Source organism: Methanothrix thermoacetophila PT, assembly GCF_000014945.1.
GTDB lineage: Archaea > Halobacteriota > Methanosarcinia > Methanotrichales > Methanotrichaceae > Methanothrix_B > Methanothrix_B thermoacetophila.
Map to the genome: position 1 here is coordinate 865,831 of NC_008553.1, position 16,862 is coordinate 882,692.

Annotated in this window: 12 protein-coding genes and 1 tRNA gene; 9 read left to right on the forward strand and 4 right to left on the reverse strand. The window is 55.1% G+C overall.

The annotated features are described in order from the left end of the window. The first annotated feature begins 57 nt into the window (after nt 1-57). The 3 genes from MTHE_RS04185 to MTHE_RS04195 all read left to right on the forward strand — a co-directional run bounded on the left by MTHE_RS04185 (nt 58) and on the right by MTHE_RS04195 (nt 4,207). Nucleotides 58-2,631 (forward strand): valine--tRNA ligase, encoded by a 2,574-nt coding sequence (locus tag MTHE_RS04185; protein WP_175266027.1) that lies wholly within the window; start codon nt 58-60, stop codon nt 2,629-2,631. Beyond that, on the forward strand, nt 2,628-3,209 hold the full coding sequence (gene cyaB / locus MTHE_RS04190; RefSeq protein WP_011695993.1) for a class IV adenylate cyclase: 582 nt from the start codon (nt 2,628-2,630) through the stop codon (nt 3,207-3,209). The genes MTHE_RS04185 and cyaB overlap by 4 nt, the downstream gene beginning before the upstream one ends. A 170-nt stretch (nt 3,210-3,379) precedes the next feature. Next, the gene (locus MTHE_RS04195) at nt 3,380-4,207 is read left to right on the forward strand and encodes a F420-dependent methylenetetrahydromethanopterin dehydrogenase (RefSeq protein ID WP_011695994.1); all 828 of its coding nucleotides are present in this window, start codon (nt 3,380-3,382) and stop codon (nt 4,205-4,207) included. Nucleotides 4,208-4,380: 173 nt separating this feature from the next. On the opposite strand, the gene MTHE_RS04200 is transcribed toward MTHE_RS04195, so the two are convergent. Continuing rightward, a complete protein-coding gene (locus MTHE_RS04200; RefSeq protein WP_175265784.1) occupies nt 4,381-4,839 on the reverse strand; it encodes a lamin tail domain-containing protein in 459 nt (152 codons plus the stop codon). 329 nt (nt 4,840-5,168) lie between these two features. Here MTHE_RS04200 and MTHE_RS04205 point away from each other — a divergent pair, with 329 nt between their 5' ends. After that, entirely contained in the window at nt 5,169-5,747 is a 579-nt protein-coding gene (locus MTHE_RS04205) for a HEAT repeat domain-containing protein (RefSeq protein WP_011695996.1), read from the forward strand. A gap of 60 nt (nt 5,748-5,807) precedes the next feature. On the opposite strand, the gene MTHE_RS04210 is transcribed toward MTHE_RS04205, so the two are convergent. Beyond that, nucleotides 5,808-6,467: a histidinol phosphate phosphatase domain-containing protein gene (locus tag MTHE_RS04210; protein ID WP_011695997.1), complete on the reverse strand. Its 660-nt coding sequence runs from the start codon at nt 6,465-6,467 to the stop codon at nt 5,808-5,810. Nucleotides 6,468-6,748: 281 nt separating this feature from the next. Between MTHE_RS04210 and MTHE_RS04215 the strand changes: the two genes are divergently transcribed. Beyond that, a complete protein-coding gene (locus MTHE_RS04215; protein ID WP_011695998.1) occupies nt 6,749-8,029 on the forward strand; it encodes an MgtC/SapB family protein in 1,281 nt (426 codons plus the stop codon). 118 nt (nt 8,030-8,147) lie between these two features. Here MTHE_RS04215 and MTHE_RS04220 read toward each other — a convergent pair whose 3' ends face one another. After that, the gene (locus MTHE_RS04220; protein ID WP_175265785.1) at nt 8,148-9,020 is read right to left on the reverse strand and encodes a hypothetical protein; all 873 of its coding nucleotides are present in this window, start codon (nt 9,018-9,020) and stop codon (nt 8,148-8,150) included. A 406-nt stretch (nt 9,021-9,426) separates the two neighbouring features. Here MTHE_RS04220 and MTHE_RS04225 point away from each other — a divergent pair, with 406 nt between their 5' ends. The 4 genes from MTHE_RS04225 to MTHE_RS04240 all read left to right on the forward strand — a co-directional run bounded on the left by MTHE_RS04225 (nt 9,427) and on the right by MTHE_RS04240 (nt 15,781). After that, nucleotides 9,427-12,837, forward strand: coding sequence for a DUF1616 domain-containing protein (locus MTHE_RS04225; RefSeq protein ID WP_268741205.1), 3,411 nt, complete (start codon nt 9,427-9,429; stop codon nt 12,835-12,837). Nucleotides 12,838-12,845: 8 nt separating this feature from the next. Further along, a complete protein-coding gene (locus MTHE_RS04230; protein ID WP_011696001.1) occupies nt 12,846-13,760 on the forward strand; it encodes a hypothetical protein in 915 nt (304 codons plus the stop codon). A 419-nt stretch (nt 13,761-14,179) separates the two neighbouring features. Then, nucleotides 14,180-14,254: transfer RNA gene (locus tag MTHE_RS04235), tRNA-Met, on the forward strand. A 312-nt stretch (nt 14,255-14,566) separates the two neighbouring features. Then, nucleotides 14,567-15,781, forward strand: a complete 1,215-nt coding sequence (locus MTHE_RS04240; RefSeq protein ID WP_011696002.1) for a phosphoglycerate kinase — start codon at nt 14,567-14,569, stop codon at nt 15,779-15,781. A gap of 124 nt (nt 15,782-15,905) precedes the next feature. Here the strand turns inward: MTHE_RS04240 and MTHE_RS04245 are convergent, their stop codons facing one another. Next, complete coding sequence (locus tag MTHE_RS04245) at nt 15,906-16,853, reverse strand: DHH family phosphoesterase (protein ID WP_011696003.1); 948 nt, start codon at nt 16,851-16,853, stop codon at nt 15,906-15,908. Nucleotides 16,854-16,862: the final 9 nt, after the last annotated feature.

Sequence of the window (16,862 nt, forward strand, 5' to 3'; positions counted from 1 at the left end):
TTAACGTTGTGTTCAACCCTCCGTACATCCCCGCAAGGGGATGAAGTATCAGGAGCTATCCCGATGAGCGAGATCTCCAAGGAGTACAACTTCAAAGAGGTAGAGGAGAAGTGGATTGAGAGGTGGGATCCATCCGTCTATTACTTCGACTGGGGATCGGAGAAGCCGCAGTACATAATCGATACGCCCCCACCCTATCCCACCGGGAACTTCCATATTGGGAACGCCCTCAACTGGTGCTACATCGACTTCGTGGCCAGGTACAAGCGCATGCGTGGCTACAACGTGATGTTTCCTCAGGGATGGGACTGTCATGGCCTTCCGACAGAGGTCAAGGTCGAGGAGACGTATCACATAACAAAGAACCAGGTACCGAGAGAGGAGTTCCGCAGGCTCTGCGAGGAGATGACCGCTCAGGCGATAGAGAGGATGAGGCGCACGATAACACGCCTCGGGATTTCAACAGACTGGTCGAACGAGTACATCACGATGAAGCCTGAGTACTACGTGAAGACGCAGCGATCCTTCGTGCAGATGTACGAGAAGGGTATGATATACAGAGAGGATCACCCCGTCAACTGGTGCCCGAGATGCGCCACAGCCATAGCATTTGCAGAGGTCGAGTATGACACCAGAACGACAACACTGAACTACATGCGCTTCGAATCTGATCATGGCTGCCTGGAGATCGCCACAACGAGACCTGAGCTCCTGCCCGCGTGTGTCGCTGTTGCTGTCAACCCGAACGACGAGCGGCATATCGGATTCGTCGGGAAGAGTGTGAAGGTCCCTCTATTCGATTACGAGGTCCCTGTCCTCTCAGATCCTGCCGTCGATCCATCATTCGGCACGGGCGTGGTCATGATCTGCACGTTCGGCGACAAGCAGGACGTCCGCTGGTGGGTCGAGCACAAACTCCCTCTAAGGCAGGCGATAGATCGGGAGGGGAGGCTGACCGAGATCGCCGGGAAGTTCGGTGGCATGAGCATCACAGAGGCGAAGAAGGCGATAGTGGATGAGATGCTCTCAAGGGGCATAATCTACAGGCAGGAGCCTCTGGAGCAGAACGTCGGCCTCTGCTGGAGGTGCAAGACCCCGATAGAGATCCTCTCCGAAAGACAGTGGTTCGTGCGCATATATCCGGATGTGATAATCAAAACCGCAGACGAGATCGAGTGGGTGCCGGAGCACATGAAGCTCAGGCTGAAGAACTGGACTGGAACCATGGAGTGGGACTGGTGCATCTCAAGGCAGAGGGTCTTCGCAACGCCGATACCCGCCTGGTACTGCAAGAGGTGCGGGGAGGTCATGGTCGCCAAGGAGGAGTGGCTTCCGCTTGATCCCACGAAGACGCAGCCTCCGGTGAGCTGCAGCTGCGGATCGAACGAGTTCGAGCCCGAGGAGGACGTTCTCGACACCTGGATGGACAGCTCGATCTCAGCGCTCCATGTCACAGGCTGGCTGAGCCGAGAGGATCCAAGGTATCCGGCGCAGCTCCGGCCGCAGGGTCATGATATTATCAGGACGTGGGCATTCTACACAATCCTCCGCTCGATGGCGCTCGTCGGTGTAAAGCCCTGGGAGACGATACTGATCAACGGCATGGTCCTCGGCGAGGATGGCAGGAAGATGTCAAAGTCGCTGAACAACTTCGTCATCCCTGAGGAGGTCTTCGAGAAGAACGGAGCTGATGCTCTGAGGCAGTGGGCAGCCCTCGGAGGCTCACCTGGCTCAGACGTGATGTTCCAGTGGAAGGAGATCGTTGCCGCGAGCAGGTTCCAGCAGAAGCTCTGGTCGATCTACAGGTTTGCAGCCCCGTTCGCTTCTGATACAGATGCACCTTTCACGCAGATCGATCGCTGGCTTCTCGGCGAGCTGGGCATGCTTGTCTCAAAGGTGACAGATGCGATGGAGGCCTTCCAGTTCGACGAGGCGTTCAGGGCGATACGCGCCTTCACCTGGGAGGTGCTGGCCGACGATTACATAGAGATCGTGAAGTCCAGGCTGTACGGTCCGGACTCTGATGAGAGGAGGGCTGCACAGGCGACGCTCTACAGGGTGCTGGATGTCCTCTGCAGGCTCATGGCGCCGTTCATACCCTTCATCACGGAGGAGATATACACCTCGCTCACAGGAAAAAGCGTCCACACCCAGAGCTGGCCCTCCCTGGAGACGTACACATCCCCTGAGGGGGCTCTGATAAGAGAGATAGCAGCAGCCATAAGGCGATACAAGTCGGAGAGGGGCATGGCGCTGAATGCGCCGCTGTCGGGCATAGAGATATACACAGAGTTGGAGCTGGAGACGTTCGATCTGAGAGGGGTGGCGAACGCTCCGATACAACTCAGAAAGGGCCAGCCTGAGATCGAGAGCAGGGCGGTCGCTGTGAAGCCTGTTATGCGCTTCATAGGCCCGAGGTACAAGGATCAAGCTGGGAAGATCATAAAGAAGCTCACATCCATGGATCCGGCTGATGTGGAGAGGATGCTGGCATCAGGGCGTGTTGAAATCGAAGGAGCGGAGATCACACCTGAGATGGTGGAGATCGTCAGGGAGACGCTCTCAATGGGAGAGGCTGTCGATGTTCTAAGGCTCGATAGAGCGACGCTGCTGATAAGGAGGAGCTCTTGATAGAGGTTGAGGCCAAGGCCAGGGCTCTGGAGGATGCGGAGGAACGGATCCTGCGGATGGGGGGCGTGCTGGAGGGAGTGGAGAGCCACACGGACATCTACTTCCGCTCCCCGGTTCGCGATTTTGCCTCGACTGATGAGGCTCTGCGAATAAGGATCAAGGATGATGGCGTCCACCTTACCTACAAAGGTCCGAAGCTGGATTCGGAGACAAAGACCAGGCTCGAGCTGAGCATCAGGGTGGACGATGCAGCCGCCGCTGAGAAACTGCTCGAGTCTCTTGGGTTCTCGAGATTCGCTGTCGTCAGAAAGAGGAGAGCAAAGTACAGGCTTGGCGATGCTATCGTAGCGCTGGACGATGTCGATGGACTTGGGAGATTTGTTGAAGTGGAAATATCAGCGGATCACGTCAACCCCAGAGACAGGGCGCGTGTGCTCGAGATGATCTCCAGTGTTGGCATGGGCAAGCCGATCAGACTGTCGTACCTGGAGCTTCTTGAGATCGCGCGGTCGAGCACCCCCATCACCGCATCTGGCAGCGCTGATGAAAAGAGCACTCCTGCGAGGTCGGAGCCCTGACTCAGTGATGTGTATTCGGCTTGTGTGATTGCATCAGTGATTTCAGAGCATGAGATTTTGCGGATGGCATTATGATCGCATGATGGTTCCCGGCAGTCCATCCATTGATATCGCGATCTTTTCCTGAGCGATCGCAAATTTAATACTCCACCTCTCCCCTTCAGACCACCATGTTCAAGATCGGTTTTATCAAGCTCGGAAATATCGCGTCCTCGCTTGTTGTTGATCTCGCGCTGGATGAGATTGCAGAGAGGACCGAGATAGAGTCAAAGGTTGTATCTCACGGCCCGAAGATGTCCAGGGGCGAGGGTGAGCGGCTGGCCGAGGAGATGCGCGCCTGGGGTCCGCAGATGGTTGTTGTTGTGAGCCCGAACGCTGCCACTCCAGGGCCGACAGCTGCAAGAAGCATGCTGAAGGGGATCCCGCTTATCGTCATATCCGACGGGCCCACGAAGAAGGAGGCAAGGGATGCGATGGAGACAGAGGGCTTCGGTTACATCATCCTGCCGATGGACCCGCTCATAGGGGCGAAGCGCGAGTTCCTGGATCCGGCTGAGATGGCGATATTCAATGCAGACGCGCTCAAAGTGCTGAGCATATGCGGCGCTGTCAGGCTCGTGCAGGAGGAGATCGACAGGGCGATCGCATCTGTGGCCGCTGGATCCCCGCAGCTTCCGCACATACTCGCCACGCCTGAGCTATGCGCAGAGCGCATGGATTTCGCGAATCCATATGCGAGAGCGAAGGCGATCGCCGCGCTCTACATGGCCCAGACTGCCGCATCCATCGACGCGCAGGCATGCTTCAGGCTCAAGGAGCTCGAGGCGATCGCCCTCGCGGCAGCCGCAGGGCATGAGGTCATTCGAGCAGCTGCCAGGCTCGCAGACGAGGCGAGGGAGCTGGAGAAGTCTGGGGACACTGTATCGAGAAAGCCGCATGCGCGGTCGGGCGATCTGCTAGTGAAGAGAAAGCTCCTGGAGAAGCCGGCGAGGATCTGAAGGTCCTCCTCAGGCTTTCGCAGTCTTTTTTCCAAAAGCAGCAACATAAAGGCGACAGCACCTATGCCTAACTGCGAAGGCACCGTCGCCCAGCCAGATCGGTTGACAGTTCAGTTGATATTCAACCCTGCTTAATGCATACTGGCGAGGGCATTTTCTTCCCAGCGAATCGGCTATGCTCTGCCTGATACCGTGTTCGGCGCGCCCATCGTGCCCATCATGTATCCCCAGTCGCCTGCTGTGTCTCTGTCGCGCCCATCTGGGTACCTCCCCCATGTCATATCGTTCGCGAGCGTGTCTGTTCTGAGAGGAGATTCATCCACGATATTCCCGGCACCATCGATGAGCTGGACCACGCCGCTGTTGTTGTGCATCCACTCCTTGCTGCCCATGGCGACGTAGAAGCCATGCGGCTCGATCAGAACGCCATCTGGTATGTGGATCTCTCCAATCCAGCTCTCATCTATGATCCTTACGCACCATCCCCCGATCATAACGCTCTCATTCCCGGAGTTGTAGAGCTCAACCCAATCGCTCGACCCCTCCGGCGGGCCTAACTCCACCTCGTTCAGAACCACATCTGCTGCGCTGCAGCATGACAGAATCAATACCAAGAGGATGACAGCTCTCATGAGCGCATCTGCTCGGCCATGCTTATTATAGGTACTCCTGGAGATGCAGCAGAATCGCAGGTTCATGCGATGGGCATGGCCATCAGCTCCAGCGACCAGGTGATGTGCTGAACTTTTCTGATAACAGCATGTCCGTGTTGAAGACTGGTATTTGCTTTTGTCCTTGGATCCCATCCCAAGCTTGGACCTGTCCGAATAAGGATAGAGTGCTTATGACAAACAAGAACGATATGGCTCATATTGGCTCCAACCTCTTATTCGGACAACGTCCCCAAGCTTTCAGAGTTTCTCTTAAATACCTCAAATAGAAACGATTTTGTGGTGTCGTCATGCCGCTGAGAGCTGATCCAGAGAAAGTCGAGATGTATATAAAAAACCTCAAGGACGATAGCTCCAACGTCCGGGCGCAGGCAGCAGAGGCGCTTGGCAAGATAGGCGATCCGAAAGCGGTGGGGCCACTGATCGATGCGCTTCTCGATGTGGATGCGAGCGTGAGATCAGAGGCCGCGGAGGCGCTGGGGAAGATCAAAGACGCCAGGGCTGTGGAGCCGCTGAGCAGGGCCCTGAACGATGCGAACGCTATTGTGAGGTGGAACGCGGCTTGGGCTCTTGGGAGCATAGGAGATCCGAGGGCGGTGGAGGCTCTCATCGGGGTGCTCAACGACATGAGCCAGGATGTGAGGCTCAACGCAGCATGCGCTCTCGGCAGCATCGGCGATCCGAGGGCTGTCGATCCTTTGCTCCCCATGCTGAAAGATACGAGCTGGAAGGTGCGATATCATGTTACAAGAGCTCTTGGGCTGATAGGCGACCCAAGGATTATCGACCATCTGGAAAGCATCAGCGACGAGAGCCCGATAGTACAGAAAGCGGTAAAAGAGACTGTAGAGCGGCTGAGGCAGCGCTGACAAAAATGCTGGGAACAGCGTGACCTCCCGAAGATTGGAGTTTGCGCCCTGCTACCCCTATCAGATGCCAGAGCGCTCAAGTCCCAGCTGTGAGGCCAGTGGATGAGCCCTCACCATCTCCACTGCCTCCTCGCGTGTCAACCCGGCGCCAATCGCTATCTCCACCGCTCTCTTTGAGGTGATCAGATCTTCAGGAGCATGTGTATCTGTATTCACAGCCATCTTTGCGCCAGCTTTCTTTGCAACGCGCACAACATGCCCATTTGTGATGTTGTGCCCCAGCCGCGATGTTATCTCCAGCACAACATCGTTCTCCCGGGCCAGCTCTGCCTCCTCCAGAGCAATGAAACCCGGATGCGCGAGGATATCGACACCTGCCTCTATCGCGGCTCTGTTGGTCCCTGGCGCGACCGGCTCTACTGGAGTCTCCCCATGGACTACCACGATCTCCGCGCCCAGAGCTCTTGAGAGAAGCACGAGCCGCTCGATCTTCTCTGGCGGCACGTGGGTTATCTCGACGCCGATAATCACCTTGAGAGAATAGGCATCCTCCATCTCCTTCACTTTTAGCATGCTTCCGACGACATGCTCCACATTCGTGAAGTCGACGTGATCCGTTATCGCAATGGCCGTGTATCCGCTCGCCTCAGCACGTCTGAGAAGCTCGGCCGGAATGAGCTCACCATCGCTGAAGACCGTGTGCGTATGGAGGTCTATCATGCTGGATGCTTTCGCGCATGGGGTAATAATGGTTGCGAGAGGCTCGCTGGAATCGATACTCGACCAGCAGCGCAAAGATACACGGTGATGTACTTCCCCGCATATTATCAAATGGAAGATTCACGGTCTGAGGTTTGCCTACCAACCTGTCTGAACAAAGATCAGGTATTTCCGTCATCCAAAAGCAGCAAGCCACAGGTTTTTGAATTCAGCTCTTATTAAGACAGATCCGCCTATTCGACCGGAAATTGTATAACATCCGGAGCCATGATCGGGAATTAATGGAGTTTGTGGACCTCTACCCTTTTGTAATGTCTATGATCATCGGAGCGCTGATAGGAATCGAGCGCCAGCGGAGAATCGTCGAGAACAAAACCAGAGGCGTGGCCGGCCTCCGCACATTTGTACTCATAGCGCTCCTGGGTGCGCTCGCGGCCAGCCTATCAGAGATCTTCGGCCATCTTTTCATTGTAATTGCATATGCCGGCTTTCTCATACTTGTGGGAATAGGGTATGCCACCGCCTCCAGAATTACGGGGTGGCTCGATTTCACATCCGCTGTCGCTGCAGCGATCACCTTTCTTCTTGGAGCGCTCTGCTACTTCGAGGACAGCATGCTTCTAGCGGTTGCCCTCTCGATTCTCGTCACCTGGACGCTCGCCACCAGGAAGATAACCCACAGATACGTCGAGGCGATCAGCGATACCGAGCTGCTCGACACGCTCAAGATGGCGCTTGTGGCGCTTGTGATACTCCCGCTTCTGCCTGACAGGGCGCTGGATCCCCTAGAGGTTCTCAATCCCAGAAGGATATGGATGATGGTCGTTCTCGTGAGCCTGATAAGCTATGTGGGCTACATACTGATAAGAGTCCTCGGAGACGATCGGGGGCTGACGCTCACAGGAATTCTGGGCGGTATAATCTCCAGCACCGCTGTCACGATGAGCATGGCATCTGAGGTGAGGGAGAGGAGGCAGTCACTTGCGTCTGCGGTCTTCGCCACAACCCTGGCAAGCTGCACGATGTTCCCCAGAATACTTCTGATAGTGATGGTCGTCAACATGGAGCTGGTTCTTCCTCTATCAGTACAGCTCGCAGCAATGGCAGGAGTCGGTGTGGCTCTTGCGTACATCCACAGGAATAATCTCGCCCCGATCAAGGGCAGTGTGGAGCACAAGGATCCATTCAGATTGATTCCCGCGCTGAAGTTCGGCGCGCTCTTCGCCTTCATACTGTTTGTCACAAAGCTCGCGTCCGTTTCACTGGGAGACGCGGGAAGCTATGCTGCAGGCGTGATCTCCGGGCTGGCAGATGTCGATGCTGTTGTACTGACAATGGCTACACTTGCAGCAGGGACCATCACCGGCGAGACTGCAGTTATCGCCATAACGCTCGCAGCGATAACGAACACAGGCCTCAAGCTAGTGATCGCATTCCTCATGGGCAGCAGGGAGTTCGGAATGGAGATGGCAAAGGTCTTCATACCAATGATGGCAGCAGGGATCATGATGCTTTTCTGGTATACCAATGCTCTCCATCATCTCAGCCAGCTGCTCTCATGAGATGCAACATGGCTCACATCCCCGAATTATCTGAGATCCTCGTCTGGAAAATGATCTTTGGACGCTTTTCCATCACATTGCTGCCCCTCCCGATCCACCCGGGTCTGCCCGGACTTCATCAGCATATGAAGTATATGCCCAGCGCCACCATGGAGACTGCAGAGAGCTTCCTCATCACAGCCCCTCTGCATGTATCCTCCTCGATTAATCCCGCATACGCGGACCTGATGACCAGTATGGATATGAATGTCATCATCGGCTGGAGCGCGCCAACGCCATTCACAAGTGCAAGCGGACCGCTGGCATATGCAAATATGAATAGAATCATTCCCAGAAACTGAAACGCCTCCTCCACGAGGATGGAGCAAATGGTATGCGCGCTCGATGCCATCATGCACAGACCCGATATTCCCCCGGATCTCAGAAACGGCACTACAGCTATGAGATTTCCGAATGAGGACCATATGTACATATCCCATTCTCCCATTGAGCAGAGGAGATACTTCATTGCGATATAATAGATCGCGTTCATCACCCAATACGGAAGGAGATGCCTCAAAGCTGGGGTGGTGAGCGAATCCGGACGGTATGCGACGATGATCGAGCTCAGAAGTATGAGCGCTGCTCCAGCATAGTTCCTCGCCGGCAGGCTTTCATCAAGTAGCGACGCCGAGAGAAATAAGACGAGCACGATATAGAAGTACTCAAGCGACGTCACCCTCGAGAGCTCATCCTCCTTGATTGCTCTGAGAAAATATACCGTCGGGAGAACCTGGATGCTTCCAATACCCATGGCGAGGAGCGCATCCGGGAATACAAACTCTGGTCTTATAAACGCGAATGCAGTCAGTGAGAAGACCTGCTGGGCCAGCACCTGGCACAGAAGGTAAACCTTGGGCTCCTGCAGGTACCGGTCCAGGATCAGCTTGTCCAGCAGACCGGCAAGCGTGAACGATACCGTGCCGAACAGGGCGAGAAGGAGCCAGCTCACATTTGAAAACATCTCTTTCTGTGCTTAAGTATGTTACTGATGACTCGTAAGTACCACTGATCTGGTTTGCTTTGATAGTTTTGCTTTGATAGTGAGTGGCTGTGTATCGGTTGTGTGCTGGTATCATTGAGATCGACAGCGTACGCCATGCTAGGATCTGTGATCTGCTATGCCACTGAATGCCGACCCGCGGAATTCTCAGTAATCCGAGCCGGCAACCCGAAAAGCATGCTCTGTGGAGATCAGGGACCGTTTCGAGTGCTGCTTATGCGCAGCCTCTCATATGTGGTCGTCTCTCAGAGAAAGCTTTAACACATAAAATGGGAAGACAAAGATCCAATCGGCTTACAGGGTGGCGAGTGAAATCCAGCTGAGAAGAGAGGCACTGCCTTTGGATCTCGTTTTGGTGGCAGCTCTGGCTCTGATCACGGGAGCTATTGCCATGAACGTTCAGGCAGGCCAAGGCGTGGTTGTGTTTGCGCTTCAGGCGCTTCTGCTCTATGCACTCATATCAGCGGTATTCCCTGAGAAAGAGCCTCTTGGGTCTATTTTTCATAGGATCATTCTCAGCATCGGCGTGACGCTGGTGGTGTCTCTGGCGGAGGTCGCACTGGGTATGGGGGAATTTCCCGCGCTGATTGTCGCCATCCTGGTTTTGATTCTCGTGGTCCTTGCGCACATCCGTAGGGGTGCGGTCCCGAGGAGGAGAAGGTTCTCGGTACACACCTACAGATACGCTCTCAGGAGCAATCGAAGAAGCCTTCCGCAGAAGATTGTGCCCGCGATCATCGTTCTTCTGATTGTTGCTGCAATCTCTTTCGGCTACGTGACGGTGAAAAGCGATAGGCAGGAGGGTTTCACAGAGTTCTACGTGACTGGTTTGAGCATAAATAGTAATGGAAACGCGACAGCGACTGTTGGCGTCATAAACCACGAGGGAGTTGAGGCGAACTACACGATCGATGTTGAGATGAATGGAGTGAGGGCAGCACAGAGGTATGCACATCTGGCCGATGGAGGAGCATATGAGGAGACGCTGGAGTGGGGCATACCCATGCACACGGGCGAGCTTTGCACGCTCAGAATTCTTCTTTACAGAAATGGCGAGATGCTGAAGGATTACCAGAAAACCCTGAGGATCAGCGATTACATCACAGAGGCTCCTGTGGCGAATATGTCAGAAAGCGGGGATGCGCAGCAAGTGAACACAACGTCGAATGTCACGGCAGTCGCGAAGAACATATCACAGGACACATCTCTGCGCAGCACACCGGTGGCTTCTGCCACGAGAAGGGTCTCATCAGGGTCTGGAGGTTCCGGATCATCCAGCAGCTCCGGCTCATCATCCTCATCAGGAATATCAAATGATGTGAGCGCTGCTTCGAAGATGCCAGGGAACGAGAGCGCGTTAGAGGGCAGCACGACTGATATGAATCAATCAGCTGCTGCAGCAATGCCTGACGAAAACGCAACTGCAGTCGCGAACGCCACGCCGGCCAGTGTCTCTCTCATGGCCGCTTTAACAAGCGTTTCCGCCATCATAAATCAGACGGGGGAGGGCGCTGATTTAAGTGATGCATCGGTGAATGCATCCACAGCCCCAGCAGATCTTGAGAATAGGAGCACAGCTCCTTTGCCTGCGGTGTCGCTGAACAGAAGCCCGAGCAGGAGCACAAGCGCCGTGGAGAACAGATCTCAGGAGATTGTGCATCTGAAGGCGCGCCCTGAGATCGAGCGGCTCGAGCCGGATAAGGAGAGCCCTCAGAAGGTCGGAACCACGGTTGTCTGGAGTGTCAGAGCCTCAACGCATGCGGATGGTCTGAGCTACAGGTTCTTTTTGAATGGCAGGCCGATCACCAGCTGGAGCAGCAGCCCGAGCTGGACCTGGTACACATCGGGAATTCCAGCTGGAGAATACAACGTGAGTGCGTGTGTGAGGGGTTCGAATAGCACAGACTGCGAGGATACGGCATGGTCGCTGTACACACTGCTGCCGATGAACCTGCCGCCGGATCTGACTGCCGTGATATCAGATCCTGAGGGTCCGCAGCCACAGGGCACACAGATAAGATGGTCCGCAGCCGCATCTGACGAGGAGAACGATACGCTGCTGTACAGGTTCTCCGTTGATGGTCTCACCGTTAGAGATTGGTCGAGATCCGGCATCTTCGAGATGAACACATCCGCTCTCGCTCCGGGAAATCATACGGTCCGCGTTGATGTGAGGGATGGACTCCACTCAGCCGAATATGATGATGCCATTGAGCAGGTCGTGGAGATCGTGGCGGCAAACGCCCCTCCTAAAATCAAGGGACTTGTGCCTAACAGGGAGAGCCCGCAGCCTGTTGGATCTGTGATTACATGGACTGCATCTGCGGATGATCCCGACAACGACACGCTGCTGTACAGATTCTTTGTTGATGATGTGGCTGTGAGCGGATGGTCGACGAATCCGCAGTTTGTATGGAACACGAGCGGCTACAGCGATGGCGAACACAGGGTGAGCGTTCTGGTTAAAGATAAACATCATGAGGATCACGACAGGAGGGATGTGAGCTTCTCTCTCGAAAAGAAGAACTCTCCACCAAGGGCGCTGAGCCTCCTGCCTGACAGGGGGAGCCCGCAGCCTGTGGGCTCGAGGATCACCTGGAGCGCACTTGCAGAGGATCCCGATAACGATCCAATCCAGTACAGGTTCTTTGTTGATGGTGTGGCTGTTAGCGACTGGTCGTCATCCGCGGTATTCGAGCTCGATACATCCGGGCTCTCGCCGGGCAACCACACGCTCAGCGTTCATGTGAGAGATGGCATGCACGCGGATCACGATGACGAGAAGGAGAAGTTCTTCGAGCTCAGCGTTCCCAACAGGCCGCCAGCGGGGCTGAAGCTCATGCCATCTTTAGAAAGCCCGCAGCCTGTGGGATCGGTGATAACATGGACAGCCTCTGCAGATGATCCCGACAACGACACGCTGCTGTACAGATTCTCGCTGAACGGGAGGGCGGTGACCGACTGGTCGCCGTCAGGCAGCTGGTCTTGGAACACATCCGGCCTCTCCGCCGGAGAGCACACGGTGGGAGTCTGGGTCAGGGATGGCCGTCATGCAGGTGCGGTAGGCTTTGATTCTGCTCAGACATCGAAGTTCATACTGACACCGGAGAACCGCCCACCGGAGATGATATCGCTCAGACCAGACAGGGCCGGACCCTACGAGCCCGGGGCCGAGGTGACGTGGATCGCGGAGGCGAGGGATCCCGAGGGCGATGCGCTCCTGTACAGGTTCTTTGTTGATGGTGCTGCTGTGAGCGACTGGTCCGGCACAGAGCGCTGGACTTTGAGCACTTCAGAGGAGGGCAGGCACAGCATCACAGCAGCTGTGAGAGACACGTCTCATGAGACCGTCCAGAGCATCACATCTGAGTTCGCGGTGGAATCAAAGATGACTGTGAACCAGCCACCTGTGATGGAGGATCTCGTGCCCGATCTGAGCAGCCCGCAGCATGCCGGCATATCTGTAATATGGACTGCGAGGGCACATGACCCTGAGAACGATCCTCTCATGTACAGATTCCTGGTCGACGGCTCTCCGGCCACGGACTGGTCGTCGTCCAGCAAGTTCACCTGGAACACTGTGGGCGTGGCAGCGGGCGATCACAACATCACCGCGCAGGTCATGGATGGAAGCAGCATCATCAGCATGTCACGCAACTATACCATAAGATCCATAGTGGATGAGGCCCTCAGCGGCATCGAATCTTCGAGTAGCAGCGCTGCTCTCGGGAGCAAGAACATAACATCCGTCAGGGTTGGAAGATAGGTGATTTTATGAACGCGATCAGATCGATCTGGCCATTGGTCCTCATCATGGGATTGATCGCAGCATCTCATGCGTATCCTATTCAGGGGAGCAATGGCGCTGTCACATGCGTGGTCTTTGATGGGTACAAGAGTCGTTACGACATGAACACAAGCGCTCTGTTTCTCGACGTCGGGATGACAAGAGGGATCAATGTCACGTTCGAGGTTGTGGATCAGAACAACAACACATATCCTGTGGACATAAACCACTCGAGGGCCCTGCAGCCGGGAAGGTTCTCCCTTGTCTTCATGCTTCCCATGAGCTCGGATGCAGCGTATCTGACCGTTATCCCTGAGGGAAGCAATCCCTTCTCCATCGCATGGGACAAGCCTCTCAAATACACCAATGGCATTGCAAACCTCAGGTATTACGGCATAACGGACTGGCTCCTCTCCAACACAAGCCAGACGATATCAGTGGATATAAGCCTCTCAAACAATGCAACCGAGGGCGAGATTGTAATGAGCCCTGAGAACTTCACTCTGGTGGATCAGTGGGGCTGGAGGTACTTTGCCGATGCCACTTTCTCTCCGGTGATCATACCTCCGAAGAGTATTCTGAGAAAAGAGATAACATTTGCAAGCATATCCCCCAGAAGCAGGCCTGCGCTTCTCGAGTACGACTTCGCCACGGATCATCCTATACAGATACCCCTCGATACGAGCCTGATAGAGATACAGATGAGCATGCCATCTGAGTCTCCGGCTGAGACACATACTGAGGCCGCGGCTCCCACAGCTCGGGTGAATGAGACCACAAACGTAACCCAGACCCTGCCACAGCCTCCCCAGCTGGAGCAGAAGCCCATGACAACTCAGGAGAAGGTGTTGGCAGCCCGCGAGAGGCTGGCAAGTGTGCAGGAGATGATGCGCAAGAAGTGATAGTGCAGTGCGCAAACTTCAATTTTTGGAGTAAGCCCGTGCGAGAGCTTTAAATGCGAATCTGAAAACAAAATTGCAGAAGCTGAAAAGAGCCCATACACAAAAACAACTTTCATCCTAGGACGGGGGGAGCCCGTGAAAAAGCAGCTACTGAATGTAGCCGCTGCTTCTACGGTATACCGGGTGAGCCGGATCGCAGAAGCCTTCGACTAGCTTCAGCTGCTCTCGACTCCATCGAGAGGCGTCGACTATGTCGAAGCGCAGGAAGCCCCGCTCTTCAGGGCGGGGAGAAGGTCACAGATTGAGTGGTGGGACCCGCTGGGATCGGGCGATCGTCCCTATCAAGCACGATCCGTCGCGCGGGTCCTGCAAAAAGGTTTTATACCTGATCTACATTCCCTAGCATTGTATCCCACAGAAGCGGGGTGGGGTAGCCAGGAAATCCCGACGGGCTCATAACCCGTAGATCAGTAGTTCAAATCTACTCCCCGCTATTACTCATTGTGCTTCTTCTCACACAGCCCTTTTATGGCGCCATCATGGATTCCAGCGCGTTATATGCTGTTTATAGAGCGCAGCAGGGGCGCAAACTCTCGCCTTCAAGGCAGAAGGAAATCGCGGGTGCATACCATTTTTCAGGGCCAATGCTGCAATCCAGAACTGCTGGTTATTTTCGGTACTGTATGCATTAAAAGCGAATGTTTGGGCAGCATGTATCCACTCCGACCCATTTGATGAGCACGATCCTGCAGGCAAAGTTATAATATCTGATTTATCAACCAGTCTCTACCACCTGGAGGGATTGTGTGAAGGATTACCTCACCATGGATGATCTCATACTTGAGGACAAACGGGTGCTGGTGAGAGTTGACATCAACTCCCCGATGGACCCCACGGGAAGGATTCTGGACGATAAGAGGTTCAGGAGCCATCTGGAGACGTTGAAGGCTCTGGATAACTCAAAGGTCGTTTTGATGGCCCATCAGTCCAGGCCTGGCAAGAAGGACTTTTCCACCATGGAGCCGCATGCGAGGCAGCTGTCTAGGCTCCTGAGAAAGGATGTGACATACGTCGATGATATCTTCGGCAGCACTGCCAGGAACGCGATACGCTCCCTCGAGTCGGGAGAGATGCTGCTGCTGGAGAACACAAGATTCTATGCCGAGGAGAGCCTCTCGAGGAGCCCTGCGGATCATGCTAAGAGCCACATGGTGCAGAAGCTCGCCCCGCTATTCGATGCATTCATAAATGATGCTTTTGCTGTATCACACAGATCTCATCTCTCTGTTGTTGGCTTCACAGAGGTCCTGCCGAGCGCAGCCGGCATACTCATGGATAAAGAGATCCAAGCCCTCGATAAGGGTTTAAAGGCCAGTGAGCATCCGTGTGTCTTCGCACTTGGCGGCGCGAAGGTCGACGACTCCATAAAAGTCGCGCAGAATGTGCTCAGGCGTGGTGCGGATTCTGTTCTCGCCCTGGGTCTAGTCTCGGTTGTGTTCCTGATGGCGGCTGGGGTGAATGTGGGGGAGACCAACCGGAGGTTTGTGGAGAGCCAGGGGTACATGGATCAGGTCGAGATCGCTCAGAAGATCCTGAATGAGCATCCGGGAAAGGTCATTCTCCCCAGAGACATCGCAGTCGATAAGGATGGCGAGAGGCTCGAGGTGAGCGTGGACAGCATACCTGATTACCCCATCTCTGATATCGGGCTTGAGACGATAGTTGAGTTCTCGAAGATCCTGAGATCCGCGAGGGTTGCTGTGCTCAACGGGCCAGCGGGCATCACCGAGAAGGAGAGGTTCATTCTCGGAACAGCCGAGATCCTGAAGGCTGCAACCGATGCAGGCTATTCAATAGCCGGAGGCGGTCATACGGTTGCAGCAATCGAAAAGCTCGGCCTGGAGTCTAGGTTCTCGCATGTGAGTATGGGCGGCGGCGCGAGCATAACATACCTCTCCGGAGAGCCGATGCCCGGAATCGAGGCGCTGAAGAGCGCTGCCGCGAGGTACAGGAAGCTGTGATTGCCCAATTCGCTGGAAGTTGCAGGAAGTGCATGCTCAGATGCGAATGAAGAGCAAATCTGTGCGCATTACATCGTTCACATTCATCAGCAGAAGACCAATGGCCCTGCACAGGTTGAGCAGATCATGCTTTCAGCCTCTCAAACGCCGCCTCAGTCAGCTCTGCCAGCAGCCTCCCTGCGGGATGGCAGGCCTCCATTGCGGCAGCCCCACGGTGGCCACCACCGCTTCCGCCATGCGATCTTGCGATACTCTTCATCAGATCCGCGAGGTCGATGCCCGCCTGAATGGCTCTGAAGCTGGCTCTACCGCTCACCCTGAAAACCCCGCCATGGCTGCTGGCGGCAAACGCGATGTCTGCGCCGAGATCGATAAGTGCCATCGCGGACGAACCCTCGAAGGCGCTCACCTCTGTGCACGCGATTATCCACTCGCCCTTCCAGGAGATCCTTGCTCTGGTTGCGGCCTTGAGCACCGCCACACGCTGCGAGAGGTCCATGGGGGCTCTGGAGAGGATCTCCATGACCTCGCCGTAATCCACATCACCTGCCTCCAGGATCTCATGCACGCATCTGAATGCCTCCGATGAGGCGTGCCTGAACCTTCCTGTGTCTGAGACTATGCCTGCAAGGAGGGCAAGCGCGACCTCTCTGGGAACCCTGTCAGCCATGCCAGAGCTCTTTATGATATCCCACACGATCTGAGCGGTCGAATCCACCTCGCGCTGAATGTAGAACTCCGCATCCTCCAGGAGATCTGTATCGAGATGGTGGTCTATGACGCCGTACCTCCGGAGCATCGCGCCTCCTATCTGTGAGCTCACTGAGGTATCAATAAGAACGACCAGATCGTAGGATTGGAGATCTGGATCTATTATGGGCTTTATCCCTATCGAATCTGCAAGCTGGCTGGCAGCTTTGCTCAGATCTCCAACTGCCCCGATATCACCGCCGAAGAGCCAGCTGAGAGCAAACGCGCTCCCTATCGCATCGGGATCTGCATTCTTGTGGCACAGGTATATCTTCCTGCGGTCGCAGAGGTGCTTTATGGCATCGGATTCGAGAATGCGCATGATTATGCA

Excerpts from the sequence above, each read along its gene's own strand:
- MTHE_RS04195 (WP_011695994.1), top strand. The coding sequence starts at position 3,380 with ATGTTCAAGATCGGTTTTATCAAGCTCGGAAATATCGCGTCCTCGCTT.
- MTHE_RS04210 (WP_011695997.1), bottom strand. The coding sequence starts at position 6,467 with ATGATAGACCTCCATACGCACACGGTCTTCAGCGATGGTGAGCTCATT.
- MTHE_RS04205 (WP_011695996.1), top strand. The coding sequence starts at position 5,169 with ATGCCGCTGAGAGCTGATCCAGAGAAAGTCGAGATGTATATAAAAAAC.
- MTHE_RS04230 (WP_011696001.1), top strand. The coding sequence starts at position 12,846 with ATGAACGCGATCAGATCGATCTGGCCATTGGTCCTCATCATGGGATTG.
- MTHE_RS04215 (WP_011695998.1), top strand. The coding sequence starts at position 6,749 with ATGGAGTTTGTGGACCTCTACCCTTTTGTAATGTCTATGATCATCGGA.
- MTHE_RS04245 (WP_011696003.1), bottom strand. The coding sequence starts at position 16,853 with ATGCGCATTCTCGAATCCGATGCCATAAAGCACCTCTGCGACCGCAGG.
- MTHE_RS04200 (WP_175265784.1), bottom strand. The coding sequence starts at position 4,839 with ATGAGAGCTGTCATCCTCTTGGTATTGATTCTGTCATGCTGCAGCGCA.